Annotated in this window: 26 protein-coding genes; 16 read left to right on the top strand and 10 right to left on the bottom strand. The window is 69.3% G+C overall.

What is annotated here, in order from left to right; translation table 11 throughout:
* Positions 1–72 precede the first annotated feature (72 nt).
* Positions 73–1,020: an acetamidase/formamidase family protein gene (locus ACT6XY_RS01970; protein ID WP_444746667.1), complete on the top strand. Its 948-nt coding sequence runs from the start codon at positions 73–75 to the stop codon at positions 1,018–1,020.
* Between the two features lie 4 nt (positions 1,021–1,024).
* Here the strand turns inward: ACT6XY_RS01970 and ACT6XY_RS01965 are convergent, their stop codons facing one another.
* On the bottom strand, positions 1,025–1,801 hold the full coding sequence (locus ACT6XY_RS01965) for a creatininase family protein (protein ID WP_444746666.1): 777 nt from the start codon (positions 1,799–1,801) through the stop codon (positions 1,025–1,027).
* 297 nt (positions 1,802–2,098) lie between these two features.
* On the opposite strand from ACT6XY_RS01965, the gene ACT6XY_RS01960 reads away from it, so the two are divergent.
* Both ACT6XY_RS01960 and ACT6XY_RS01955 read left to right on the top strand, forming a co-directional pair.
* Complete coding sequence (locus ACT6XY_RS01960; protein ID WP_444746665.1) at positions 2,099–4,198, top strand: hydantoinase/oxoprolinase family protein; 2,100 nt, start codon at positions 2,099–2,101, stop codon at positions 4,196–4,198.
* 5 nt (positions 4,199–4,203) lie between these two features.
* Entirely contained in the window at positions 4,204–5,844 is a 1,641-nt protein-coding gene (locus ACT6XY_RS01955; protein ID WP_444746664.1) for a hydantoinase B/oxoprolinase family protein, read from the top strand.
* A gap of 18 nt (positions 5,845–5,862) precedes the next feature.
* On the opposite strand, the gene ACT6XY_RS01950 is transcribed toward ACT6XY_RS01955, so the two are convergent.
* Entirely contained in the window at positions 5,863–6,381 is a 519-nt protein-coding gene (locus ACT6XY_RS01950) for a winged helix DNA-binding protein (RefSeq protein WP_444746663.1), read from the bottom strand.
* A gap of 315 nt (positions 6,382–6,696) precedes the next feature.
* Between ACT6XY_RS01950 and ACT6XY_RS01945 the strand changes: the two genes are divergently transcribed.
* Genes ACT6XY_RS01945 through ACT6XY_RS01920 form a run of 6 tightly spaced genes read left to right on the top strand, consistent with a single transcriptional unit; the run spans position 6,697 to position 12,198 of the window.
* Positions 6,697–7,695, top strand: a complete 999-nt coding sequence (locus tag ACT6XY_RS01945) for a TRAP transporter substrate-binding protein (RefSeq protein WP_444746662.1) — start codon at positions 6,697–6,699, stop codon at positions 7,693–7,695.
* Between the two features lie 13 nt (positions 7,696–7,708).
* Positions 7,709–8,290, top strand: coding sequence for a TRAP transporter small permease subunit (locus tag ACT6XY_RS01940; protein WP_444746661.1), 582 nt, complete (start codon positions 7,709–7,711; stop codon positions 8,288–8,290).
* 48 nt (positions 8,291–8,338) lie between these two features.
* Complete coding sequence (locus tag ACT6XY_RS01935) at positions 8,339–9,643, top strand: TRAP transporter large permease (RefSeq protein ID WP_444746660.1); 1,305 nt, start codon at positions 8,339–8,341, stop codon at positions 9,641–9,643.
* 13 nt (positions 9,644–9,656) lie between these two features.
* Entirely contained in the window at positions 9,657–10,382 is a 726-nt protein-coding gene (pxpB, locus tag ACT6XY_RS01930) for a 5-oxoprolinase subunit PxpB (protein ID WP_444746659.1), read from the top strand.
* Entirely contained in the window at positions 10,379–11,419 is a 1,041-nt protein-coding gene (locus tag ACT6XY_RS01925; RefSeq protein ID WP_444746658.1) for a biotin-dependent carboxyltransferase family protein, read from the top strand. The genes pxpB and ACT6XY_RS01925 overlap by 4 nt, the downstream gene beginning before the upstream one ends.
* A gap of 11 nt (positions 11,420–11,430) precedes the next feature.
* Positions 11,431–12,198 carry a LamB/YcsF family protein gene (locus tag ACT6XY_RS01920; protein ID WP_444746657.1) on the top strand — a complete coding sequence of 256 codons (768 nt, stop codon included), beginning with the start codon at positions 11,431–11,433 and terminating at the stop codon, positions 12,196–12,198.
* Here the strand turns inward: ACT6XY_RS01920 and ACT6XY_RS01915 are convergent.
* On the bottom strand, positions 12,185–14,461 hold the full coding sequence (locus ACT6XY_RS01915) for a hypothetical protein (RefSeq protein ID WP_444746656.1): 2,277 nt from the start codon (positions 14,459–14,461) through the stop codon (positions 12,185–12,187). The genes ACT6XY_RS01920 and ACT6XY_RS01915 overlap by 14 nt on opposite strands.
* A gap of 53 nt (positions 14,462–14,514) precedes the next feature.
* Positions 14,515–15,636, bottom strand: a complete 1,122-nt coding sequence (gene ribA / locus ACT6XY_RS01910; RefSeq protein WP_444746655.1) for a GTP cyclohydrolase II RibA — start codon at positions 15,634–15,636, stop codon at positions 14,515–14,517.
* 249 nt (positions 15,637–15,885) lie between these two features.
* Here ribA and ACT6XY_RS01905 point away from each other — a divergent pair, with 249 nt between their 5' ends.
* Positions 15,886–16,446 (top strand): cytochrome b, encoded by a 561-nt coding sequence (locus ACT6XY_RS01905; RefSeq protein WP_444746654.1) that lies wholly within the window; start codon positions 15,886–15,888, stop codon positions 16,444–16,446.
* 97 nt (positions 16,447–16,543) lie between these two features.
* On the opposite strand, the gene ACT6XY_RS01900 is transcribed toward ACT6XY_RS01905, so the two are convergent.
* Positions 16,544–16,720, bottom strand: a complete 177-nt coding sequence (locus ACT6XY_RS01900) for a YdcH family protein (RefSeq protein WP_106748335.1) — start codon at positions 16,718–16,720, stop codon at positions 16,544–16,546.
* Positions 16,721–16,955: 235 nt separating this feature from the next.
* Between ACT6XY_RS01900 and ACT6XY_RS01895 the strand changes: the two genes are divergently transcribed.
* From ACT6XY_RS01895 to ACT6XY_RS01885, 3 genes are all read left to right on the top strand, one after another.
* On the top strand, positions 16,956–17,168 hold the full coding sequence (locus tag ACT6XY_RS01895; protein ID WP_106748334.1) for a YdcH family protein: 213 nt from the start codon (positions 16,956–16,958) through the stop codon (positions 17,166–17,168).
* Positions 17,169–17,289: 121 nt separating this feature from the next.
* Complete coding sequence (purE, locus tag ACT6XY_RS01890) at positions 17,290–17,799, top strand: 5-(carboxyamino)imidazole ribonucleotide mutase (RefSeq protein WP_444746653.1); 510 nt, start codon at positions 17,290–17,292, stop codon at positions 17,797–17,799.
* Positions 17,786–18,877, top strand: coding sequence for a 5-(carboxyamino)imidazole ribonucleotide synthase (locus tag ACT6XY_RS01885; RefSeq protein WP_444746652.1), 1,092 nt, complete (start codon positions 17,786–17,788; stop codon positions 18,875–18,877). Before purE ends, ACT6XY_RS01885 begins: the two co-directional genes overlap by 14 nt.
* Here ACT6XY_RS01885 and ACT6XY_RS01880 read toward each other — a convergent pair.
* The 5 genes from ACT6XY_RS01880 to ACT6XY_RS01860 form a co-directional block, all read right to left on the bottom strand.
* Complete coding sequence (locus tag ACT6XY_RS01880) at positions 18,864–19,757, bottom strand: EamA family transporter (protein WP_444746651.1); 894 nt, start codon at positions 19,755–19,757, stop codon at positions 18,864–18,866. The two genes, ACT6XY_RS01885 and ACT6XY_RS01880, sit on opposite strands and share 14 nt — an antisense overlap.
* Before the next feature lie 81 nt (positions 19,758–19,838).
* Positions 19,839–20,087 (bottom strand): cysteine rich repeat-containing protein, encoded by a 249-nt coding sequence (locus tag ACT6XY_RS01875; protein ID WP_444746650.1) that lies wholly within the window; start codon positions 20,085–20,087, stop codon positions 19,839–19,841.
* Positions 20,084–21,067, bottom strand: a complete 984-nt coding sequence (locus ACT6XY_RS01870; RefSeq protein WP_444746649.1) for a small ribosomal subunit Rsm22 family protein — start codon at positions 21,065–21,067, stop codon at positions 20,084–20,086. Before ACT6XY_RS01870 ends, ACT6XY_RS01875 begins: the two co-directional genes overlap by 4 nt.
* Positions 21,064–21,855, bottom strand: a complete 792-nt coding sequence (locus ACT6XY_RS01865) for an SDR family NAD(P)-dependent oxidoreductase (RefSeq protein ID WP_444746648.1) — start codon at positions 21,853–21,855, stop codon at positions 21,064–21,066. The genes ACT6XY_RS01870 and ACT6XY_RS01865 overlap by 4 nt, the downstream gene beginning before the upstream one ends.
* A gap of 87 nt (positions 21,856–21,942) precedes the next feature.
* Positions 21,943–22,479 (bottom strand): MOSC domain-containing protein, encoded by a 537-nt coding sequence (locus ACT6XY_RS01860; protein WP_444746647.1) that lies wholly within the window; start codon positions 22,477–22,479, stop codon positions 21,943–21,945.
* A 123-nt stretch (positions 22,480–22,602) separates the two neighbouring features.
* Between ACT6XY_RS01860 and ACT6XY_RS01855 the strand changes: the two genes are divergently transcribed.
* The 3 genes from ACT6XY_RS01855 (at position 22,603) to tsf (ending at position 25,479) form a co-directional block, all read left to right on the top strand.
* Positions 22,603–23,253, top strand: coding sequence for an HAD hydrolase-like protein (locus ACT6XY_RS01855; RefSeq protein WP_444746646.1), 651 nt, complete (start codon positions 22,603–22,605; stop codon positions 23,251–23,253).
* A 168-nt stretch (positions 23,254–23,421) separates the two neighbouring features.
* Positions 23,422–24,420: a 30S ribosomal protein S2 gene (locus tag ACT6XY_RS01850; RefSeq protein ID WP_444746645.1), complete on the top strand. Its 999-nt coding sequence runs from the start codon at positions 23,422–23,424 to the stop codon at positions 24,418–24,420.
* 135 nt (positions 24,421–24,555) lie between these two features.
* On the top strand, positions 24,556–25,479 hold the full coding sequence (gene tsf, locus ACT6XY_RS01845; protein WP_444746644.1) for a translation elongation factor Ts: 924 nt from the start codon (positions 24,556–24,558) through the stop codon (positions 25,477–25,479).
* Positions 25,480–25,522: the final 43 nt, after the last annotated feature.

Genomic DNA, 25,522 nt, shown 5'->3' with positions numbered 1-25,522 from the left:
CTGCGGATGCCGAGGCTAGGCAGGCGCCGATGAGCAGCTAAACTTCCGGGCTTTCCAGGGGGACCCGCAGCCATGACCCATCGCCTCGACGCCGGCGCCGACACTGCCCACTGGGGCTATTTCGACGCCGCCCTGCCGCCGCGGCTCACCATACGGTCTGGCGAGACGGTCACGCTGTCGACGGTCTCGGGCGGCGCCGACGTGCTGCCTCCCGCGGACTGGGGCATTCCGCCCGGGCTCCTGGCGATCCACCAGCGCTTCGGTGGGCCAACCTTGCCGGGGCATATCTGCACCGGGCCGGTGGCGGTCGCCGGCGCCAAGGCGGGTCACGTGCTGCAGGTCGACATCGAGGCGATCGATCTCCACTACGACTGGGGCTACACCTTCGTCGCGCCGCTGGTCGGGGCGCTGCCCGACGACATCAAGGCGAAGCGCCTGTTCCACTCGCGCATCGACCGGGCCCGCAAGATCGCGACCATGCCCTGGGGTCATGAGATTCCGCTCGACCGGCCGTTCTTCGGCGTCATGGCCGTGGCGCCGCCGCCGGAATGGGGAAGGGTCAACACCCTGCCGCCGCGCCGCAACGGCGGCAATCTCGACAACAAGGAGCTGGTGGCGGGTACGACGCTCTACCTGCCGGTTTTCGTCGACGGCGCCAATTTCTCCGTCGGCGACGCGCACGGCGCCCAGGGCGACGGCGAGGTCTGCATCACCGCCATCGAGACCGGCCTCATCGGCACCTTCAAGCTGACCGTTCGCGAGGACATGCGCCTGACCTGGCCGATGGCCGAGACGGCGAGCCACGTCCTCACCATGGCCTTCGACCCGGACCTCGATGCGGCGGTGCAGATCGCCCTGCGCTCGATGATCGACCTCGTCACGGCGCGCGCCGGCCTCGACCGTGACGAGGCCTTCGCGCTGCTGTCGCTCGTCGCCGACGTGCGGGTGACGCAGGTCGTCAACGGTAACAAGGGCATCCACGTGATGCTCGACAAAAAGTGGCTGGCGAAGATCCGCTAGGGCCTCATTCCCAAGGCTCGCCGCGCACGATGAGGTCCGCGAGGGCGTCGGTGGCGGCGGCGAGCAGCTTCTCGCCCTTGGCGCGGGTCGCCTTGCGCGCATCGCCGAGGACGCCGGAGGGCGTGAGCGTGGCGAAGGAGCGGAAGCGCTGGGCCGGCGGTGCCAGAACGGCGCGCGGGTCGCCGAAATGCGGGCCCATCGCCTCAGAGAGCTTGTTTTCGCGCACCGCCTCAGGCGCCACGGCCATCATCATGGCCGTCTCGGCCTCGCAGGCGTGGAGCACGCTCGTCTGGTCCTCGAGGAGCGGCGCGAAGGCCGGCTGCGCCAGTTCAAAATAGGTCGTTGCGGCGACGACCAGTCCGGTCTCGCGCTCGAGATCCGGCAGGAAGGCGTTGAGCGCGGTCATGTTGCCGCCGTGGCCGTTGACGATCAGCACCCGCTTGAAACCGTGGCGGGCCAGTGACCTGATCAGGCAGAGGAGGACGGCTCGATAGGTGGGGATATCCAGCGTGAAGGTGCCCCCATGCGCCATGTGATGCTCGGCCATGCCAACCCAGAGCGTCGGCGCGACGACGGTCGGCCGGCGGTCCGCGGCCTTCTCGGCGGCGATGCGGCAGACGGTGCCGCAGAGGGTGGTGTCGACGCCCGTGCCGAGATGGGGGCCGTGCTGCTCGGTGGAGGCGACCGGCAGGAGCACGGTCGCGCCTGCTGCGGCCATGGCGTTCAGTTCCGGCGCGGTGAGCTTGGCCCATTCGACAAGGGGCGTGGTGGCTGCAGGCATGTGGACGCTCCGGAAAGCTGCCGATGGATCGGGCGGGATCGTGCGCCGCCCGCCTGCCGCCGTCGAGCCCTGCGGTGGTATTGCTGCGCGTCCATCGCAGGGGTGCTCCGCGATCGGCTCCAATTCGATGACGAATTGTCGATGAATCGTTGACATGCGGATTGGTCCGATCGAATGTCTCGTCCCGCGCGGCTGGCTGTCGCCGAACCCGCGGGTTCGTGCCAGAAAGGTCGCGGCATCGGTGACGGAGGACTGCCCGGCAGTGCCCCGCCCGACTCGAGGGACCGGACACCAGGCATGACCCAGACCGCCATCACCCGTCTCGCCACCGATATCGGCGGCACCTTCACCGACATCGTGCTGGAGCACGGGGACGAGCGGTTCACCACCAAGGTGCTGACCACGCCCCATGCGCCCGAGGAGGCGGTGGTGGAGGGTACGCGCCTCGTCCTCAACCAGGCCGGCATCGGCTTTGCCGCCCTCGACGTCTTCGTCCACGGCACGACGCTCGCGACCAACGCGGTGATCGAGCGCAAGGGCGCGAAGACCGCGCTGATCGCCACCGACGGCTTCCGCGACGTGATCGAGATCGCCGACGAGGGCCGCTACGACCAGTACGACATCTTCATCGACAAGCCCCGCCAGCTGGTGCCGCGCGAACTGCGTTTCACGGTTCCCGAGCGCATCGACGTCACCGGCAAGGTGTGGATCGACCTGGACGAGGCGGCGGTGGTGGCCGTCGCCGCAGCCCTGAAGGCGGCGGGCGTCGAGGCCGTGGCCGTCGCCTTCATCCATTCCTATGCCAATGCGGCCCACGAGGAGCGGGCGCGCGCGATCCTCGCCCGGGAGGCGCCCGGCATCGCCGTGACGCTGTCCTCGGAAGTCTGTCCGGAGATGCGCGAGTACGAGCGCACCTCCACGGCCGTGGCCAACGCCTACGTCCAGCCGCTGATGGCCGGCTATCTCGGCCGGCTGAAGGCGCGCTTCGCGGCGGAGGGCTATGGCAAGCCGATCCACCTGATGACGTCCGGCGGCTCGCTGGCGACGCTGGAGACGGCGGCGCGCTTCCCCATCCGTCTGGTGGAATCAGGGCCTGCCGGCGGCGCCATCCTCGCCGCCCACATCGCCGCCGAGCGGGGCGAGGACAAGGTGCTCTCCTTCGACATGGGCGGCACCACCGCCAAGATCTGCCTCATTCACGACGCGACGCCCTACAAGGCGCGCACCTTCGAGGTGGACCGCCAGTCGCGCTTCATGAAGGGCTCCGGCCTTCCGGTCCGCATTCCCGTCATCGAGATGGTGGAGATCGGCGCCGGTGGCGGCTCGATCGCCCGCGTCGACACGCTGAAGCGGATCACGGTGGGACCCGATTCCGCCGCCTCCGTGCCGGGCCCGGCCTGCTATGGCCGCGGTGGCGAACTCCCGACCGTGACCGACGCCGACGTCGCCCTCGGCAAGATCGAGCCGGCGCGCTTCGCCGGTGGCGCCATCACCCTCTATCCGGACCGGTCCGACGCGGCGCTCGACGCGAGCGTCGGCACGCCGCTGTCCCTCTCGACCGCCATGGCCGCCCATGGCGTCGCCGAGATCGTCGACGAGAACATGGCGAACGCCGCCCGCGTCCACTCGGTGGAGCGCGGCGTCGTGGTCTCCGACCACACCATGGTCGCCTTCGGCGGCGCCGCACCGCTCCACGCCGCCCGTCTGGCGGAGAAGCTCGGCATCGCCCGCGTGGTGGTGCCGGCGGATGCGGGCGTCGGCTCGGCGGTCGGCTTCCTGCGGGCGCCGGCAGCCTACGAACTCGTCCATTCCAAGTTCATGCGCCTCGACAAGTTCGACCTCGGCGAGGCGAACCGGCTGCTTGCGGCGATGAGCGCCGAGGCGACGGAACTCGCCAGTGCCGCCGCCGGCGACCGCAAGCTCACCGAAACCCGCACCGCCTTCATGCGCTATGCGGGGCAGGGGCACGAGATCGCCGTTGCGCTGCCCAACCGGCCGCTGGCGGAAGCGGACATTCCGGCCATGCGCGAGAGCTTCGAGACCGGCTACCGCCAGCTCTTCGCCCGCCACATCCCGGGCGCCGCCATCGAGATCCTCTCCTGGTCGCTTCTGGTCACCACCGACACGGCGCGTCCGCCACGGCTCGCGACACCCGCGGCCGTCGCCGGGCCTGAGCCCATCGGCATGCGGCCCGTCTTCGACGCCAAGGCCGGCCAGACGGTGGACGTGCCCATGTACGATCGCCTCGCCATGGCGCCGGGCGCCCGTATCGCGGGTCCGGCCATCGTCGTGGAGGCCGGCACCTCGACCTATGTGACCGCCGCCTTCGACGCCGAGATCGACGGCGGCCTCGGCCTCGTCCTCACCGCCCGCAAGTCCACCGCGAAGGGAAAGTGACCGTCATGAGCAAGCTTTCCGACATCGAACTGCAGGTCATGTGGAACCGCCTCATCGCGGTGGTCGAGGAGCAGGCGCAGGTGCTGCTGCGCACCGCCTTCTCGCCCATCGTGCGCGAGGCGGGCGACCTCTCCGCCGGCGTCTTCGACCGCGAGGGCAACATGCTGGCCCAGGCGGTGACCGGCACGCCCGGCCACGTCAATTCCATGGCCGAGAGCGTCAAGCACTTCGTCCGCGTCTTCCCCGTGGAGACGATGAAGAAGGGCGACATCTACATCACCAACGACCCGTGGATGGGCACCGGCCACCTCAACGACTTCGTGCTGACGACGCCGGCCTTCCACAAGGGCAGGCTGGTCGGCCTGTTCTCCTGCACCAGCCACCTCATGGACATCGGCGGCATCGGCTTCGGGCCTGATGGTACCGACGTCTTTATGGAGGGTCTCTACATCCCGCTGCTGAAGCTCGCCGACCAGGGCCAGCTCAACGAGACGCTGATGGCGATGATCCGCGCCAATACGCGCCTGCCGATCGACACCGAGGGTGACGTCTATTCGCTCGCCGCCTGCAACGACGTCGGCTGCGAGCGGCTGTCGGAGATGATGGAGGAGTTCGGCCTCGACGACCTCGACGTGCTCTCCGACCACATCCTCACCCGCTCGAAGGCGGCGGTGCTGGAGGCGATCGCCGCCCTGCCGAAGGGCAAGTGGTCCAACACCATGACCGTTGACGGCTACGACGAGCCGGTGACGCTCGCCTGTTCCGTCGAGGTGACGCCGACGGGCATCCATGTCGACTACACGGGCACGGGCGAGGCCTCGAAGCGCGGCATCAACGTCCCGCTCGCCTATACGACCGCCTACACCGTCTTCGGTCTCGCCTGCATCGTCGGCAAGGACATCCCGAACAATGCGGGTTCGCTCGCCCCGCTGACCGTTTCGGCGCCGGAGAACTCGATCGTCAACGCGCTGAAACCGAAGCCGGTCGCCTCCCGCCACATCATCGGCCAGATGCTGCCCGACGTCGTCTTCGGCGCCCTGCGTCAGGCGGTGCCAGACCGCGTTCCGGCAGAGGGCACGTCCTGCCTGTGGAACCTCAACGTGCGCGGCCAGACCGACGAGGCGGGCCTCGGCAACTACGGGTTCATGATGGCCGTGACGTCCAACGGCGGCACCGGCGCCCGGCCGATGAAGGACGGTCTCTCGGCGACGGCCTATCCGTCGGGCGTCAAGGGCACGCCGGTGGAGATCGCCGAGTCGATCACCCCGCTGATCTTCTGGCGCAAGGAGTTCCGCGAGGATTCGGGCGGGGCAGGGACCCGTCGCGGCGGCCTCGGCCAGGTCATCGAGGTGGGCAGCCGCATCGGCAAGCCCTTCGACCTCTTGGCCGCCTATGACCGCATCGACCATCCGCCCCGCGGGCGCGACGGCGGCAAGGACGGGGCCGCCGGCGCAGTCTCGCTGAAGTCGGGCAAGGTGCTGAAAGGAAAAGGCTTTCAGCTCATTCCGCCGGACGACCGCCTCGTCGTGATGACGCCGGGCGGCGGCGGCATCGGCGATCCGGCCAAGCGCGACCGTGCCGCCGTGGAGAAGGACGTGAGTGCAGGGCTGGTCAGCGCGGCGGGCGCAAAGGTCTATGGCGGCTGAAGCCTTCGGCCGCCGGCCCTAGAGGCTGGCGGCCGACCGGGCGGCCTGATCGTAGAGGCCGGAGAGTGCGCGCATCTCAGTGGCGATGCGGCTGAGCACTTCCGGGTCGGTACCGAAGGCCTTGACGCTCTGGATCAGCAGGGCCTCGCGCACCTCGTGATAGCGCATGACGGCCTCGGCGCCCTTCTTGGTGACGGAGACCGCCTTCTCCTTGCCGATCTTTTCGCCCTTCACCAGGCCAGCCTTCTCCAGCTTCTTCACCGCATAGGTGACGAGATGCATGTCCTCGACGTTGAGGACGAGGGCGATGTCGGCGAGCCGTTTCGGCCGTCCACGGTGGTAGACCGTGTGCAGGATCATGTTCTCCAGCGCCGACAGGCCGGGAGCGCCGCCGGCCGCCGCGCAGCGCACGGTCCAGCGGTGGAAGGCATGGCTGACCATCATCATGCCGAATTCGAACTCGGACAGGGCCGGCAGTTCGCCCGAGGCCAGATGGGCGGACGACACGATGGGGCCGAGCTTGGACGGAGGCGTCATCGACAGACCTCAAGGCTGTGCATTCAGCACGGCCTGTCAGATTGCCGCGACTCTTCGTCGAAATCAAACAGAGAAAACGACGACAAAACGTCAACATGATGTTGACACAAAGCCGGCGGTGCGGGATCGTCCCTCAACGATCGCCGGTACGCGGCGGCATGGCAGGCGTTCCCGATGCGCGTGTTCCAGGCTCGCGCTGCACGGATTTCGGCCTTGTCAATGCGGCCGAACAGCGGTCCAATCCCCAATAAGGGCGCAAAGCCCGGTCGTCGTCCCCGACGGCATATCCAGAGACAGGAACCAGGAGCCCCGCCAATGTTCGACCGCCGTCAATTCGTCGCCGGCCTCGCCGGAACGACCATTCTCGCCGCCCCGACCGTGGCGCGCGCCCAGGCTGCCAACTGGGATCTCTCGACCGTCTGGCCGGACGGCAACTTCCACACCATCAACGCCAAGAAATTCGCTGACGAGGTGAAGGCCGCGACTGGCGGTGCCGTCAACATCACGGTGAAGGCCGGCGGCCAGCTCGGCTTCAAGGGCCCGGAGCATCTTCGCGCGGTGCGTGACGGCCTGGTGCCGATCGCCGACGTGCTCAACATCCAGCAGATCGGTGACGAGCCGATCCTCGGTGCCGAAGGCATTCCCTTCCTCGTCGGCTCGGTGGACGAGCTGCGCATTTACCACAAGCACATCCGCCCGGTGTTCGAGCGCGTGGTGCAGAACAACAACCAGAAGAACCTCTACATCGTGCCGTGGCCGACGCAGTACCTGCACCTCAAGGTGAAGGCCGACACGCTCGCCGGTCTCGCCGGCCAGAAGGTTCGTTGCCCCGATCGCGGTGCGCAGGACATGGTCAACGCCCTCGGCCTGACCGGTGTCGTCATTCCCTGGGGCGAGACCATTCCGGCTCTCGCATCCGGCGCCGTTCAGGGCGTCTCGACCTCGGCAGTGTCGGGCGTCGACGGCAAGTTCTGGGAGTTCCTTAAGTACATCTATCCGACCAACCACGTCTGGTCGTGCCAGATGGTCAACGTCAACATGGACGCCTGGAACAAGCTGCCGGCCAACCACCGTGCCTCCATCGAGACCGTGGCCAAGAAGCTGGAGCCGGAATTCTGGGCGACCTCGGTGAAGGCCGACACGGACAGCCTCGCCCGCCTGAAGCAGGGCGGCATGGAAGTCGTCGACATCCCCGCGCCGATGATGGCCGACATGCGCCGCCGCACGGCCAACATGGTGCAGGACTACATCAAGCGCGTTCCCGCTGCGAAGGGCCCGATCGAGGCCTACCTCGCGGAAGTGAAGCGCTCCTGAGCGGAACAGCCCGATGGTACCCCACACCGATCTCAATGCCGGGGCGCCGTCGGGCATCCGGTGGTTCCTCTCCGGTATCGACCGGCTCGGCCGTCTCGACGGCTGGGTCGGCGCCATCTGTCTGATGGCCCTGACCTGCCTCATGCTGGCCGAGGTCATCGCGCGGGCGGCGTCCAACTTCTTCGGCATCGGCCCTGGCGTCGTGCCCAACGCCTGGGAGTATTCCTCCTACCTCATGGCGGCCGCCTTCACCTTCGGAGCCGCCATGACGCTGCGCGGCGGGGGGCACATCCGTGTGACTCTCGGCCTCTCCAATTCCGGTCCTGTCCTGAAGAAGCTGCTGGAAACCGTTTCGTCGGCGGTCGCCTGCCTCGCGACCAGCTACCTGACGGTGGCCATGGTCATCTTCACGTGGAATTCCTACTCCCGCGGCCAGGTCTCCATCTCGTCCGGCACGATCGTCTGGCCGCCGATGGCGCTCGTCACCTTCGGCATGGCGCTGCTCGCTCTCCAGTTCCTGGCGCGCACTATCCGGGCCGCTCTCGATCTGCCCCTCGAAGATCCCTCGATGCGGGCCTCGAACCCTGTCGAATAACGGCCTCGCGTCGTCCCGACCCATTCTAGCAGCCGAGCGGAGCCGTCCATGGCCGTCGAAGTCATTGTCATGTTCGCCATCCTGTTCGGCCTCCTGGCCGGTGGGCTGTGGATCGGCCTCACGCTCGGCGTCACCGGGACGATCCTCCTGGCGATCTTCCGCGACATCCCGCTGCACCGGCTGGTGCCGCAATACGCCTGGAACATCCTGACCACGCAGGAGCTTCTGGCCCTGCCGCTCTTCATCCTGATGGGCGAGCTCCTGTTCCGCACCAACCTGTCGCGCTCGCTGTTCACCGGCCTCGCGCCGTGGGCCGGTCTGCTGCCGGGCCGTCTCATCCACGTCAACGTCATCGGCTGCACCATCTTCGCGGCTATCTCCGGATCGTCCGCCGCCACGACACAGGTCGTCGGGCGCATCGCGCTGACCGAGCTCCTGAAGCGCGGCTATTCGCGTGACATCGCCGTCGGTTCGCTGGCCGGTGCCGGTACGCTCGGCTTCCTCATCCCGCCCTCGAACATCATGATCATCTACGGCGTCCTCGCGGACGTCTCGATCATCAAGCTGTTCACGGCTGGCCTCATTCCCGGCCTGCTGCTTGCCGGCTGCTTCATGGGCTGGGTGATGATCCACACCACGATCCGCAGGGATCTCGTGCCGGAGAGCGAGCGCGCCCTGCGCAACCTCTCGTGGGGCGAGCGTTTCGCGTCGCTCAAGGACCTGGGCCCCGCACTGTTCCTCATCGCCTGTGTGCTCGGCTCCATGTATGGCGGCATCGCCACGCCGTCGGAAGCCGCCGCCGTCGGCGTGCTGGGCGCCGCGATCGTCGGCCTCGTGCAGGGGTCGCTCACGGCCCAGGCGGCGCGCGAGATCGCCATCGGCTCTGTGGTCACCTGCTCGATGATCGCGCTGATCCTGCTCGGCGCCTCCATCCTCGGTTCGGCCGCCGCCTTCCTCGGCATTCCCGCCAAGGTCGCCGCCTTCGTGCAGGGGCTCGGCCTCTCGCCCTTCCAGCTGATGTTCGCCCTGGTGATCTTCTATCTGGTGCTGGGCTGCTTCCTCGACGGCTTCTCGATGATCGTCATGACGCTGCCGATCGTGCTGCCGATCATCAAGATGGCCGGCTTCGATCCGATCTGGTTCGGCGTCTTCATCGTGCTGGTGGTCGAAATGGCGCAGATCACGCCGCCGGTCGGGTTCAACCTCTTCGTCATCCAGGGCATCACCGGCGACAGCCTGTCCTATCTGGCGAAGGTGACGCTGCCCTATCTGCTGATCATGGTGATCTTCACCATGAGCCTGGTGGTCTTCCCGCAGATCGTCATGTTCCTGCCAAATCTGATGGCGGGCTGACCGGAACCTGGCCATGGGCGTCCATTCCCCGCGCTTCCTGTCCTGTGGCGACACCGCCGTCACGGTGGAATTCGGCACCGAGATCGATGACGGGCTCAACGCGCTGTGCCTCGCCTTCGACGCGGCGCTGACGGAAGCGGCGATCCCGGGCGTGATCGAGACGCTGCCGACCTATCGCTCGGTGCTCGTGCAGGTCGATCCGCTGGTCATCGACATGCCGGCTTTCGAGGCACGGGTGCATGACATCCTCGCCGGCCTTAAACTGGACGGGCGTGCGCCGCGGCGCTGGATCATTCCCGTCGTCTACGGCGGCGCATTCGGAATTGATCTCGAGGACGTGGCGAAGAGCCACGGCATCTCGACGGAGGAGGTCATCCGGCGCCATTCGAGCCGGACCTACCGGGTCGCCATGCTCGGGTTCCTGCCGGGGTTCTGCTACCTGTCGGGTGCCGACCCTTCCATCGCGCTGCCGCGGCGCACCAGTCCGCGCCTGAAGACGCCGGCCGGCACCGTCTCCATCGGCGGCGTCCAGGCGCTGTTCGCCTCCGTCGAGGCGCCCTCGGGGTGGCATCTGCTCGGCCGCACGCCGGTGCGCAACTTCATGCCGGACCGCGATCCCGTCTTCCTGGTCGGCGCCGGCGACGAGGTGGTGTTCCGGCCGATTCCGGAGCGGGATTGGGACGCGCTCGACGCCGCGGCTGCGGCCGGTGAGCCGGTTGCCGAGCTGGTGACGGCATGATCCGGCTCCTCGTCAAGGATTGCGGCGCCGGAACGACCATCCAGGACGGCGGGCGCTTCGGCTACCAGCGCTACGGGGTCGGTCCCGCCGGCGCGATGGACCGCATCGCGCTGGCCGTCGCCAATATGCTCGTCGGAAACGCGCCGGGCGAGGCGGCCATCGAGTTCACCGTGCTTGGCGGCAGCTTCGTCGTCGAGGGCGGCCCGGCGCGCGTGGCGCTGGCGGGCGCCTATGCCGACCTGAAGATCGATGGCGAGGCGGTGCCGCCGCTCACCAGCGCCACGGCGCTCGATGGGCAGAGCATCACCGTCGGGGCCGCCAGGGCTGGCACCTTCATGGTGCTGGCGGTGTCCGGTGGCGTCGCCGTGAAGACCGATCTCGGCAGTCGCTCCTTCCACCTGCGCGGCGGGCTCGGCGGCCTCGACCGGTCGCCGGTGCGCCCCGGCCAGGTTCTGCCCGTCGGCGGCAGCCCGCAGGGGCCCGACCTCGTCGCCACCGTACCGCCGCAGGTTTCGGCGGGTGCCTTCCGCGTCGTGCTCGGGCCACAGGACGACTATTTCACGCCAGCGGGCATCGCCACCTTCCTCGGCGAGACCTACCGCGTCTCGGCCGAGGCCGACCGGATGGGCTACCGGCTCAACGGGCCGGCGATCGAGCACGGCAAGGGCTTCAACATCGTCTCCGACGGCATCGTCACCGGCTCGGTGCAGGTGCCGGGTTCGGGCGAGCCGATCGTGCTGCTCGCCGACCGGCAAACGACCGGGGGCTATCCGAAGATCGCCACCATCGTCTCCGCCGACCTGCCGCGCTTCGTGCAGCAGCGTCCGGGCGGTGAAATGCGCTTCACTGCGGTCACGCTCGCCGAGGCGATTGCCGCCGCGCGCGAGCAGGCGGCGATGCTGGAGGCCGTGCGCGCCGGGCTGAAGCCCGTTGGGCTCGGCTTCGACACCGAGCATCTCCTGTCGGTCAATCTCGTCGACGGCTGGGTCGACGCCAACGCGCCGCCGGCCGAGCCGCCGCTCCATTCCGCCGCCTGAAGGAGGCCGTCATGACTGCCGTCGATCTCAATTCGGACATGGGCGAGGGCTTCGGCCCCTGGAAGATGGGCGACGACGAGGCGATGCTCTCCATCGTCTCCTCGGCCAACGTCGCTTGCGGCTGGCACGCCGGCGACCCGCTGATCATGCACCGCACGGCGGAGATCGCGAAGGCCAAGGGCGTCTCCATCGGCGCCCATCCTGGCTTCGGCGACCTCTGGGGCTTCGGCCGCAGGGTCATCCGCGGCGACAGCATGGCCGACCTCGAGAAGCAGATCGCCTACCAGGTCGGCGCCATGCAGGCGCTCGCCGTCATGGCCGGCCACAAGGTCACCCACGTGAAGACCCACGGCGCTCTCGGCAACATGACGAACGACGACGACGACATGGCGATGGCGGTCGGCCGCGCCATCAAGGCGGTGGACCGCGACCTCGTCTACGTGGTCATGCCGGGGCTTTCGACCGAGCGCGCCGCCGAAAAGCTCGGCCTGCCCATGGCGCGGGAGGTCTTCGCTGACCGCACCTACGACGACAGCGGCAACCTCACGAGCCGCAAGGTCGAGGGCGCGGTGATCCATGACGCCGCGCTCGCCGCGACCCGGGTCCTGCGCATGGTGGAGGACCAGGAGGTCGTCACGGTCACCGGCAAGCGCCTGAAGGTCGGCATCGACACGATCTGCGTCCACGGCGACAACCCCGCCGCCGTTGCCATGGCGCGGACGGTCCGCGAGACCCTGGAAGGCGCTGGCATCGCCATCCGGCCGTTCAGGGTCGCCTGAACCGCTCGGAGACCTGCCGGGCGAGACCGGTGAGCGGCTCGAAGGTGAAGGTGACCGTCGAGGTGCCCGCGGGAACCTCGACGGCACGCACCAGGCCGAAGGCGCGGAGGATCGGCACCTCGCGACCGTCAATCCGCGCGCTCCACCAGGGATGCCAGGCATCGGCGAGGACGAGCACGCCGCCGTCCGCGGTCGTCGTCTCCACCACCACGTCGGTATTCCGGTAGGTGAGGATGCGCGCCGTTCCCCCGGGCTGCCGGGGCGAGGGTACTTGGCCTTCGACGAGCACTGTCTGGCGCGGATCAAGACCGGAGGGGAAACCGGCGGTCGCGAGATCCGGGGGCGTCGCCATGGCGGTCGGCGCCACCCACACCCGGGGCAGGGCGCGGGTGTTCTCGTAGATCCGGATGCCGCCGGCCTCGCCCACCAGCGGCAGCGCGTCCGGGGCGAGCCGCCGGTCCACCTCGTTCGGGGGAACCCGCGAGACCACGTAGCGCAGGCCGAGGATGTCGGCGAGTTCGCCGCGATAGGACGGGAAGGCTGGCGGGAAGCGCCGCTGGCCGGGCAGGGCGGCGATGTCCTCGGCGCCCACGAGATTGGCATAGGCGGCCGAGCGCACGGGGTTGAAGCCGAGCACGTCCTCGAGATCATGGGACATGGCAGCGTTCTGCCATTCGTAGCCGAGGCCGATGAGCTCGATCCGGTCACGCCGCGTGGGATCGCGGACGGTCAGCGAGCGGATGAGCGCGAGGGCCGGATCCTGGCTGCCAGGCTCGAGCACGGCGTAGCTCGCAAGCGGCAGGGCCGTCGATTCGCTTGGCCCGTTGGTGACGCGAAGGTCGGCCGCCAGCACCGCAGCCAGCACGACGGCGAGGGCGTGACCCGGCAGGCGGCGGCCGGGGCCGAGGACGAGCAGCGCCGCCGCGATGGAGCCTACTGCGACGGCGAGGTTCGTCCATGCGGCCTGCGGGGCGCCCTTGGCGACGACGAGGGCGCTCGCCGCCGTCACAAGGGCGGCGGCGACGAGGGCCTCGACGCGCCAGCCGGTGGGGAGGCTCGCGGTCAGCAGCCGGTGGGCGCCGTAGCCGGCGAGGATGGCGAAGAGCGCGCCGACGACGAAGGCCGCATCGGCCGGCCGGCGGAACAGGTCGACGCCCGGCAGGTGCCAGAACAGCCGGAAGGCCGGCGTGTACCAGCCGAGGGCATAGAGCAGCATGACGGCGAGGGCGATCGTGACGAAGCGGATCTCGCGGTCGAGGACGGCGCCGGTGCGCACGAGCCCGAGCACCAGCAGCAGGGGCAGGGCGCCCGCATAGAGATTGCCCATGTTGCGGGCGAGGAAGAGGCCGGTCTCGCCCCAGGTGGGGCTCGGCGGACCCCAGTGCTCGGCGAGCGGCCCTGCGGCACCGTAGAGGTTGCCGACGACCCAGGTGAGGAGATGGGCCGGGTGGAGCGAGCCGCGACCGGCGCCGATCTCGTCGATGACCACGCGGTTGGATTCCGCTCCCCACAGGGCCGACATCAGGACCGGCAAGGCCACCACCAGTGCCCCGGCAGCAGCCGCGGCGACCAGCGGCGCCAAGGTCGCGCGGACCTCGGCCAGCGGCCGCTCCGCCGCGGCCCACCGCACCACGACGGTCGCCGCCAGCAGATAGGCGCAGAGCATCGCCACCTGGTCGCGGCCCAGCACCATCAGCGCCGCGGCGAGGCCCGCCGCGATGCCCCAGAGGAACGAGCGGCGTGCGAGGGCGCGTGCGAGCAGCCACCATGCGATCGGCCACCAGCAGAGCGAGAAGACCTGCGAGAGGTGCTGGATACGCCAGGCGGCCGCCGCACCGAAGGCGAAGGCGAGTGCCGCGACGACGGAACCGCCCCAGTGCCAGCCACGATCCCGGAACATGAGGATCACGCCGGTGCCGCCAGCAAAGAGCATGACGAAGACGGCCCAGTCCATGGCCGTCAGGCCGGGCTTCGGCATCAGGGCGGCGAGGGCGAGGAGCGGCGCCGAGAAGAGCACCGACTGGGGGTCGGCGATCTCGGGAGAACCGGCGAAGATGTTCGGGGTCCAGGTGGGCGAGGCGGCGGCATGGAGCGCCCGCGCCGCGAAGACGAGGTGCGGATACCAGTGGGCCTTGGCGTCCCAGGGAATCGTCACCGTGCCGAGCAGCCAGGGCGCAGCGAGGGCGAACCAGCCGAGCGCGAACAGCCCGAGGGCCGGCACGAGGCGGAAAGGCACGGGATCGGGAACGGGCATGGGCGGCATGGTTGAGGAACCTGCCGCCTCTTAGCCCAGCGCGGCCGACGCCGCCATCCCGCCTATTTGCGGGAGGCGAGGCTGGCGATGAGCGCGTCGGCGTCGATGGCGTGGCCGGCCCGGTCGCGCTTCGACGTCAGGTAGCGCACGTTCTCGTCCGTGGCGCGGCCGATGACGCGGCGCTCGGAGCGGACCTCGATCCCGGCCTCCGCCATGGCGGCGATCTTGACCGGATTGTTGGTCATGACGTCGATGGAGCAAATGCCGAGCTGCTTCAGCATCTCCGCCGCGAAATCGAAGCGGCGTTGGTCGAGGTCGAAACCGAGGACCTCGTCGGCGTCGTAGGTGTCCCAGCCGAGCGACTGCAGGCGGTAGGCGCGCATCTTGTTGGCAATGCCGTTGCCGCGACCTTCCTGGTCGAGATAGAGCAGCACGCCGCCGCCGTTCTTCGCCATCCACTCGACCGTGTCGCGCAGCTGGTCGCCGCAATCGCACTTGAGCGAGCCGAAGAGGTCGCCGGTGAGGCAGGCCGAGTGCAGACGCACCGGCACGGGCTGGGCCGGATCGGGCTTGCCGATGACGATGGCGACCTGGTCGCGCAGGCCCTCGCCGCCGCGGAATACGACGAACTCGGTTTCCGGAGCGCCCTCGAGCGGCACGGGCGCGCGGCCGACGATGCGGATGAGCCGGGCCTCGAGCTTGCGGAAGCCAACGATGGCGGATGCGTCTACCGAGAGAACGTGGCCGGGGGCCTCGGCTCCGGTCGCCAGCGGCACCATCACGACGGCGGGAACGATCAGTGCGAGACGGGCGAGTTCGAGGGCGGCCTCGTCGAGGTCGTCGACGGGCGAGACCGGCGCGTCGATCCGCGCCTCGACGGTGAGGGCGAGGTTCTCGATCCTGCCGGCGTCGAGGCGCGGCAGAGCGACCCGCGCCGGGGCAGTGCGCTCGAGGCCGAGGCGGCGCAGGCGGGCGGCCGGCAGCACCAGATGGGCCATGGTCGGGCTGAGGCGGGAAGCGGCTTCCGCCGCGCCGTGGTCGAGGCCGTCGACGGCAAAGACCAGCACGGCCCGTCCTTCGCTGCGGATCAGCACGGGGCGCGCAGCCCGCATTTCGGCAATGGCCCGCTCGACCTGGGCCCGGACGATATCGGCTGCGCCGCCGAGAATTCCGGAAGTATCCATCGTCAACAAGGCCTTTCATGCCCCCGTGGCGGCACCGGAAGGACGTCCATCCGGCTGCTCACGGTCCATGTATGGTGTCACTGTGCCTTTTGGATCAGGAGCGGCGAAAAAAGTGTCACCAGTCATCGTCGCATCAAAAGCGTCCGCCGTCATCGTTCCGTAACGACAGAGGGTGCGATGGCCCAGGGCTGGGCGGCACTTGCTTCGGCCCGCGCGCCCGCCCATCATCGCCACGAGACGAGAGAAGGGATGGCAGCCATGTCGCAGGCCGAGGTCTATTCGACGCCCCATCGGATCATCCACTGGGCAACCGCCGCGCTGATCATCGGCCTCGTGCCCATCGGCATCTTCATGTCGAGCATTCCCTATCCGCCCAATCCGGGTGCAAACCCGGCGCTGAAGAACAGCCTCTACGAGTGGCACAAGTCCTTCGGGCTGGTGGTGTTGATGCTGGCCGTGGCGCGCGTGGCGCTGAAAGTGACACAGGGCACCCCGCCACCGGTGCCGACCCTGACGAAATTCCAGCGCATCGCGTCGGGTGCGACCCACCATCTGCTCTACGTGCTGATCTTCCTCGTGCCCTTCCTCGGCTGGCTCGCCACCTCGATGTGCTACGGACCGGTCAACCTGTTCTGGACGATCCCGGTGACCCTGCCGTTCTCGGGCCAGGAGAGCACCTGTGCGGCCGTCTACCGCGTCCACTTCGGCACTGCCGTGCTGATGACGCTGCTCGTCTTCGCGCACGTGGGCGCGGCGCTCATGCACCTCGTCGTCATCAAGGATGGCGTGTTCCGGCGGATGTGGCCCTGAGCGTGAGGCTCTAGGGATCGGGACCTGAAACGACGCTGCCGGCGCCCGAGGGGCACCGGCAGCGCAAAAACCCTGCGGCTCCAGGCCGGCTTCGAATCTAATGGAGCGAATTCGCCCTCAGGCGCTCGATCTCGTCCTTCAGCTGCAGCTTTCGCCGCTTCAACTCCGTGATCTCCGCATCGGGGGAGGATGGACGGGCGACGACCTGACTCAACTGCCGGTCGAGTGCCTCATGACGCTTCTCGAGTTCCGCGAGGTGCGACTGCAAGCTCATCAAAGTCCTCCTTGTGGCAAAGAGTCCCGACGGCTTCGGACGAGGTCCGAAACGCATCGGACTGCCTTCGAGTGTGAACCCGTATGCGGCAAAGTAAAGTCACGGAATGTTACGGCGACGCTCCGCCGCAGGCATGAGCCCGCCTGCCGCCGCCTTGCCCAAGGCGTGGCGGCGGCGGCATAATGGACCCCGCGCCGGGCGCCGCCCGGGCACCGCCCCAGCCTCTGGATCCGCAATGGCATCGAACGACATCGACGAGCGCGAGGCGCTGGCGGAACTGGAGCGGCTGAGGCAGGAACATCGCGATCTCGACGCCGCCATCGACGCGCTGGCGCGGATGCCGGTGGCGGATCGCCTGCAGATCCAGCGGCTGAAGAAGCGCAAGCTGGTGCTGCGCGACCGCATCGCCTTCCTCGACGATCTGCTGACGCCCGACATCATCGCCTGAACGCCCGAAAGTCAGGCAAGAAATGGCCGTCGCGCCGTCTTGCTACGGGCCGGTCCTCTGCCTATTCTCCGCCGCTTCTTTCTGGATGCCGTCGATCCTCGACGTGCGGGGGGAGGCGTCGATGCCGGAGACGGCCGCGAGCGGGTCGAAGCCCGTCGCCATCATCATGGGGTCCCAGTCCGACTGGGCGACCATGCGTCATGCCGCCGAGATTCTGGCTGATCTCGATATCGGTCACGAGGCGCTCATCGTCTCGGCGCACCGCACGCCCGACCGCCTCTACGACTTCGCCCGATCGGCGCGGGATCGGGGCTTCAAGATCATCATCGCCGGGGCCGGCGGCGCCGCCCACCTGCCGGGGATGGCTGCGGCCCTGACCCCGCTCCCCGTTTTCGGCGTGCCGGTGGAGAGCAAGGCGCTCTCCGGCGTCGATTCGCTCCACTCCATCGTGCAGATGCCGGGCGGTATTCCGGTGGGCACTCTCGCCATCGGCAAGCCGGGCGCGATCAATGCCGCGCTGCTCGCGGCCGCCGTTCTCGCCCTGAACGACCCGGCCCTCGCAGGCCGGCTCGACGCCTATCGCGCGCGCCAGACGGCTGCCATCGCGGAGCGCCCCCGTGACGACCTCTGACCGCTCGGTCGGCCCGGACCAGATCATCGGCATCCTCGGCGGCGGGCAGCTCGGCCGCATGCTGGCGCTCGCCGGCGCACGGCTCGGCCTGCGCTGCCAGGTCTTCGCCCCGGAACCGGAGAGCCCCGCCTTCGACGTGGTCCGCCGCATCACGGAGGCCGATTATTCCGACGAGGAGGCGCTGGCGCGCTTCGCGGGCGACGTCGACGTCGTCACCTACGAGTTCGAGAACGTGCCGGCCCGCGCCGCAGACTTCCTGGCGAGCCGCCTCCCGGTGCGGCCAGGACCCATGGCCCTTACGGTCTCGCAGGACCGCGTCCGGGAGAAGACCTTCGCCCGCGAATGCGGCCTCGCCGTTCCCGAATTCGCGCCCATCGATTCGGTCGACGACCTCGCCCGCGCGCTGGAGACGATCGGCCGCCCGGCCGTGCTGAAAACGCGACGCTTCGGCTATGACGGCAAGGGCCAGGTGGTGATCCGCGCCGGAGACGATCCTGTCCGTGCGATGGCGGCGATCGGCCACCAGCCGGCCATTCTCGAGGCCTTCGTGTCGTTCGAGCGGGAGATCTCGGTCCTCGTCGTGCGCGGGGTGGACGGCGAAATCCGCCACTACGATCCGGTGGAGAACGTCCATCGCGGCGGCATCCTCAGGACGTCGACGGTTCCGGCCGCTATCGACGTGTCGCTCGGCGCGCGCGCCGCGCTGACCGGAACGGTCCTCGCCGAGAAGCTGGACTATGTGGGCGTGCTGGCGGTCGAACTCTTCGTGACCCGCGACGGCCAGCTGTTGCTGAACGAGATGGCGCCGCGCGTCCATAATTCCGGCCACTGGACGGAAGCCGCCTGCCATTGCTCCCAGTTCGAGAACCACATGCGGGCCGTCGCCGGCCTGCCGCTCGGCTCGACGTCGCGGCATTCCGACGCGGTGATGCAGAACCTCATCGGGAACGGCGTCGACAAGTGGCGCAGGCTCGCGGCCGAGGACGACAGCGTGCTGCATCTCTACGGCAAGCGCGACCAGCGCGAGGGCCGCAAGATGGGGCACGTCACACGGCTTTCGCCGCTCAGCCGAGACTGAGCAGGAGCGCGACGCCGCCGACGATCAGGGCGATGGCGAGACCCTCGCGGGGACTCGTCGCCTGCTTGATGATGGCGCCCGACACGATGCCGGCGAAGAGCACCTCGACGAGGGCGAGCGTGCGCACCTTGGCGACCGTCTCCAGGGCGAAGGCGAGAAACCAGAACTGCGAGGCGAAGGCGCCGAGGAAGCCTGCCGCGACCGAGGGCCGCCAGGCGCGGAAGATCGTCACCAGTCCCGCCCGGTCGGTGACGGCGAGATAGGCGGTCAGCACGGCTGTCTGGATGAAGAGGCTCCAGGCGAGGGTGGTGGTGGCGGCGAGCAGGAAGCTCTCCGTGTCGAGGCTACGGATGGCGCCGCGAAAGCCGACGGAGGCGAGGCCGAACAGGGCGGCCGAGACGATGCCGAGGGCCGCCGGCCGCAACGACTGCTCCGTGCCCGGCTTCCACGACATCAGGACGATGCCGCTGGTGGCGACGAGGATGGCGCTCCAGGCCCAGCCGGTCAGGTGGTCGCCGAGCAGCACCACGCCGAAGAGGGCGACCAGGACGGGCTCGGTCTTCGTATAGGCGGTGGTCACGACGAAGGAGCGCTCGCGCATCGCGGCGAGCATCAGCGCGGTGGCGCCGATCTGCGCCAGGGCGCCAGCGAGCGTCCAGGCCAGAAACCCGGCGGAAACCGATGGCGCGCGGGCCGGCACGGCCAGATGGACGATCGCGAGGAAGAGCAGCGCGAAGGGAAAGCCGTAGAGGAAGCGCACATGGGTGGCGCCGATCGTGCCGAGACGCTCGGTGAGGCTGCGCTGCAGGGCGTTGCGCGCGGTCTGGGCGGCGGCCGCGATGACGGTGAAGACGGCCCAGAGCCAGGGCATGACGAGCATCAAAGCACTCCCGATGCCTGCCTATCGGCTCTTCTGGCGCGGCGGGTCAATCGCGGCCGGTGCAGGGCAGCGGTGCCGTCCTCAGCGCAGGCCCGCCTGCCGGATCGCTGCGGTGCAGGACTGCGACAGCTGGCTCTGGTTGCTGCGCAGGCACGCCGAGACTCTGGCCGAATCGGTGCCGGCGCCGGGGCACTTGGCGTCGAGGTCCGGCTTGCAGGCGCGGTAGATGCTCATCCGCTGGGAGAAGGAGAGGTTTTCCCCCTGGGCAAGGACGGGCAGCGGCGCGAGGTTGGCGCAAAGGGCGAGGGCGATGACGGTTCGGCGTGTCATGGCGGCTCCGGCGATAGGATGTGGAAAGCGTCGCCCCAGCCGAGCCGCCGCGTCAAGCGGTGTGCCTCGCGGTCGCGGCTCGGCACGGTGCGCGAGACGGCGCCGCCGTGTGTGCAGAGGGCGAAGGTCGTTCCTGCCTTGTCGGCGCGGGGCGGACGCAGGATGCGCGCCGCGGCCGGGGTGACGGCGATGCCGGGCCGGGCGGCCACGAGATAGGCATAGCGCTCGTCCTCGAAAGGCACGTCGGCCCCTTTGGCGGCCTTGTGGGCGCGCAGGCGCGGCAGGCGGGCGGAGAAATGGCACCAGTCGGGTGGCGCGACCGGGCAGGGGGTCTCGCCGGTGCAGGGCGCGGCGATGCGGGCCCCCGCGGCGATGAGGGCACTCCGCGCGGCGGCGGTGACGGCGAAGCCCGCGGGCGTTCCCGGCTCGACCAGCACGAGCAACTGGCCCGCGGCGGCCCAGAGGCTGCGCGTGGCGACCGCGACTTCGGCCGGCTTCAGTTCGTTGAGCGCATAGCTCGCCATCACGAGGTCCGCGGGCGGCAGAGCCTCGGCGCCGAGCTTCGCGGTGCGCCAGTCGGCCGCGGCGACGAGATCCGGCCCCGACGCCGCGAGGTCGCGGCCGAGGCCGATCATGCCGGGATGGGCGTCGCGCAGCGTCGCGTGCGTCAGACTGTCGAAGACCGTTGCGGCGGCCCAGGTGGCCGTGCCCGGCCCGCAGCCGACGTCCAGCACCGAGCGGGGAGCGCAATCGATCCGGGCCGCCGCCTCCCACAGAACGGCGGCGCAGGCTGCATAGGTCGCCGGCATGCGCGCCACGGCATAGGCGGCGAGATCGACGGGGGAGGGCAGTCGCGAGCCGCGGCCGGCGCGATAATCCGCCGTCAGGCGGGCGCTGGCGGCGGCGAGCTCGCGCCCGCCGAAGCGGCCGGCGAGCCCGTCGAGGGCAGCCCTCAGCGCCGGCGGCAGGTCGGCGCTCAATCCTGCACCGGCACCGTGTAGTTCAGCCCGAGACGGCCGCCGTCCGCATAGATGGTCTGGCCGGTGATGTAGCTGGAGGCGTCGGAAGCGAGGAACACGGCGACCTTGGCGATCTCGTCGGGCTCGCCGAGGCGGCGCAGCGGCGTGCGGGAGAACAGCCGGTGGCGCGCGGCCTTGTCGGTGTTGACGCTCGCCAGCATCTCGGTGGCGATGGAGCCCGGGCCAATGGCGTTGACGCGGATGCCGTATTCCGAGAGGCCGAGGGCCATGACGTTGGTGAGCTGCCCGACGCCGCCCTTGGAGACGCAGTAGGGCGTCTGGTTGACGATGGCGAGCCGGGCGTTGACCGAGCTCATGTTGACGATGGCGCCGGGCGTCTTGCCGGCCTTGACCTGCTCGACCATGCGGCGGGCGACAGCCTGCCCGACGAGGAACGAGCCCTTGAGGTTCACCCGCAGCACCTTGTCGAAATCGGCCTCGGCGAGGTCGAGGAACTCGGCGCTGTGGACGATGCCGGCATTGTTCACGAGGACGTCGATGTCGCCGCCGAACGCCTTGCGCGCGCCCTCGACGAGGCCGGCCACCGAGGCGGCGTCGCCGACGTCCGCTGCCACGAAGGCGGCCTTGCCGATCTCCGCCAGCTCGGCGGCCGTCGCTCGGCCGGCCTCGTCGGCGATGTCGGAGAGGACGACGCTGGCGCCCTCCTTCACGAAACGCTCGGCGATGGCCTTGCCGATGCCGCGCGCGGCCCCCGTGACGATGGCTACCTTGCCGTCCAGTGCGCCCATGGTGATCCCCTGATGTCGGTGCAGAAGGCGCTTCTAGACCAGAAGCGCAGGCGGCGGGAGGGGGCCCGGAGAAGGGGCGTGCTGCGCTCAGACCTTCTGGAGCGGGCGGTGCGGCCCCTCGGGCAGCGTCACGGTGATGGCGTCGCCACGCCGGACGGTGCCACCGGTGACGACGATCCCCATGATCCCGGCCTTGCGCACGAGATTGCCCTCGGCGTCGCGGTCGAGCGTCGCCTGCATCAGCCCGTCCTGGAACCGGTCCATCTGGATGCAGGGGTTGCGCAGTCCGGTGATCTCGATGACCGCACCGCCGATGGAGAGCCGGGCGCCGGTCGGCAGGCCGAGGAGGACGATGCCGGACGTGGTGATGTTCTCGCCGAGTTCCGCGGGGCCGACGGAAAAGCCCTTCGCCGCCAGTTCGTCGAAGAGCTCGGCGTGGATGAGATGGACCTGGCGCAGATTCGGCAGCGTCGGGTTGAAGCGGGCGCGGGAGCGGTGCTTCACAGTCACCCCGCAATGAGCGTCGCCCGCCACGCCCTCGCCGGCGATCAGCGTGATCTCCTGCACGGACGCTTTCGAGAACCGGTGCCGCCGGTCGAGGCTGACGGAAATGACCTGGCCCATGGCATGCCTCCGCGAAAGCCGCCTTGTGCCCCGGCGCTGGCGGCCTGTCACCCCGGGGGAACGGGGCAGGCCCCTGCGGCAGCAGCCATGGACGGGGCCCGCCCGCGGCCCTATTCAGGCCGGATGCCCAGCACCGTTCTCTTCGACCTCGACGGGACCCTCACCGATCCCGCGCCCGGAATCATCGGCTCGTTCCGCAAGGCGCTGGCCGATCTCGGTCATGAGCCGCCGCCCTACGAGACGCTCGGCTGGATCATCGGTCCGGCGCTGCGGCTCTCCTTTCCTAAGGTGATGGGGGAGGGGGCGGACGCGGAGGCCGCCGTCGAGCGCTACCGGGTGCACTACCGCGCCGGCGGTATGTACGATCTGTCGCTCTATCCCGGCATGATGGACGCCGTCGTCGCCATCGGCGCGGTGTCGGACCGGATGTTCGTCTGCACGGCCAAACCCGAGCCCTATGCTGTCCCCATCGTGGAGCGCTTCGGCTATGCGCCGCATTTCCAGCGGGTCTACGGCGCGGCGCTCGACGGCAGCCTCGACGACAAGGCCGACATCATCGCCAAGATCATCGCGGAACAGGGCATCGACCCCGCCGATACCGTGATGATCGGCGACCGGATGCACGACATCCACGCGGCGCAGCGGCACGGCATCGCCTCGATCGGCGTCGCCTGGGGCTATGGCGGCGTGGTGGAACTCAGGGAAGCCGGCGCGACCGCGATCTGCCAGCGGCCGCAGGACCTGCCGGGCATGGTGGCAGCGCTGCTGGCGTGACCCCGGCGGGGCCGGCCTCCCTTGCACTCGCCGGCCGGATCGTGTAGTGCCCCGGCCATTCCACACGCGGACCCGCGGCTGAGGACGAATGTCCTTTGCCGCTCCGGTGGCGACGGAGCCTCACCCGAGGCCGGCCATAGTCCGCGGAGGCACAACCGGAGAAGACCCATGGCGCTGCCCGATTTCAGCATGCGTCAGCTTTTGGAAGCTGGCTGCCACTTTGGCCATCAGGCCCACCGCTGGAACCCGAAGATGAACCAGTACATCTTTGGCGTCCGCAACAACATCCACATCCTCGACCTCGCCCAGACCGTGCCGATGCTGCACCGCGCGCTCGTCGCCGTGTCCGACACGGTGGCCAAGGGCGGCCGCGTCCTCTTCGTCGGCACCAAGCGCCAGGCGCAGGAGTCGATCGCCGCCGGTGCCAAGCAGTGCGCCCAGTACTACGTGAACTCCCGCTGGCTCGGCGGCACGATGACCAACTGGAAGACCGTGTCCGGCTCGATCTCGCGCCTGCGCAAGCTGGACGAGGCCCTGGCCTCGGGCGGCGCCGGCTACACCAAGAAGGAAGCGCTGACCCTCGCCCGCGAGAAGGACAAGCTCGAGCGCAACCTGGGTGGCATCAAGGACATGGGCGGCGTGCCGGACCTGATGTTCGTGATCGACACCAACAAGGAGGCGATCGCCATCCTCGAGGCCAAGCGCCTCGGCATCCCGGTCGTCGCCATCGTCGATACCAACTGCGATCCGGACGGCATCACCTATCCGATCCCGGGCAATGACGACGCCGGCCGCGCCATTTCGCTCTACTGCGACCTGATCGCCCGCGCCGCCATCGACGGCATCGGCCGCGCCCAGGGCTCGTCGGGCATGGATCTCGGCGCCTCCGAGAAGCCGATGGTCGAGGACCTGCCCGAGGCCGCCGCTCCCGCCGGCGTCGAGCGTCTCGCCGGTCCGCGTGGCCCGGCCGACGAGCTGATCAAGCTCACCGGCGTGTCGCCGGAGATCGAGAAGCAGCTCAACGACCTCGGCATCTTCCACTACTGGCAGATCGCCGGCTTCACCCCGGCCGATGCCGCCGAGATCGGCGACAGCGTCGGCCTGCCGGGCCGCGTCCAGGGCTGGATCGACCAGGCCAAGACGCTGGTCGAGGCCGAAGCCGCCTGATCGGGCCAACCGGCCGGCGTCATCCGCGCGACACGAAAGCCGTGTTGGGCGGAGATCGGTTCTGAGTTCCGGCCGGCTCGCTTCCGCGGGCCGGCCGTTTCCCTTCCCACAGACTTTCAATTCGAGGACGGACCCATGGCGAACATCACCGCCCAGATGGTCAAGGAACTGCGCGAAATGACCGGCGCAGGCATGATGGACTGCAAGTCCGCGCTGAACGAGACCGGCGGCGACATCGAGGCTGCGGACGATCTGCTGCGCAAGCAGGGCCTGTCGAAGGCCGCCAAGCAGGCCGGGCGCGTCGCGGCCGAGGGCCTGGTCGGCATCGTCACCGCCGGCCCGAAGGCCGCCGTGGTCGAGGTCAACTCCGAGACTGACTTTGTCGCCCGCAACGAGCAGTTCCAGAACCTCGTCAAGTCGATCGCCGACGTCGCCCTGAAGACCGGCAACGAGGTCGAGGCGATCCTCGCCGCACCCGCCGCCGCTGGCGGCTCGGTCGCCGACGCCATCGCCTCGGCTGTCGCCACCATCGGCGAGAACATGACGCTGCGCCGCGCGTCCGTCCTGTCCGTGTCGGACGGTGTCGTCGGCAGCTACATCCACAACGCCGTCGAGCCGGGCCTCGGCAAGATCGGCGTGCTGGTGGCGCTCGAGTCGACCGGATCCAAGGACGAACTGGCCGCCCTCGGCCGCATGGTCGCGATGCACGTCGCCGCCGCCAACCCGCTGGCGCTGGACGCCGAGGGTCTCGACCCGGCCGTCGTCGCGCGCGAAAAGGCCATCCTGGCTGAGAAGAACGCCGGCAAGCCGGAGAACGTCATCGCCAAGATCGTCGAGTCCGGCATCAAGACCTACGCCAAGGAGGTCTGCCTCCTCGAGCAGATCTACATCCACGACGGCGGCAAGACGGTCGCCCAGGCGCTGAAGGAAGCCGAGAGCAAGGTCGGCGCCCCGATCAAGCTGAAGGCCTTCACCCGCTTCGCCCTCGGCGAGGGCATCGAGAAGGCCGAGAGCGACTTCGCGGCCGAGGTCGCGGCGCAGGCCGGCCTGAAGAGCTGACGCCTGGCGTCATTGCGGACGAGGGGAAGGGGCGGGAAACCGC

Source organism: Phreatobacter sp. (assembly GCF_052440005.1).
GTDB lineage: Bacteria > Pseudomonadota > Alphaproteobacteria > Rhizobiales > Phreatobacteraceae > Phreatobacter.
Note: the sequence above shows the minus strand (reverse complement) of the source record. Positions and strands in the feature narration are given on the sequence as shown.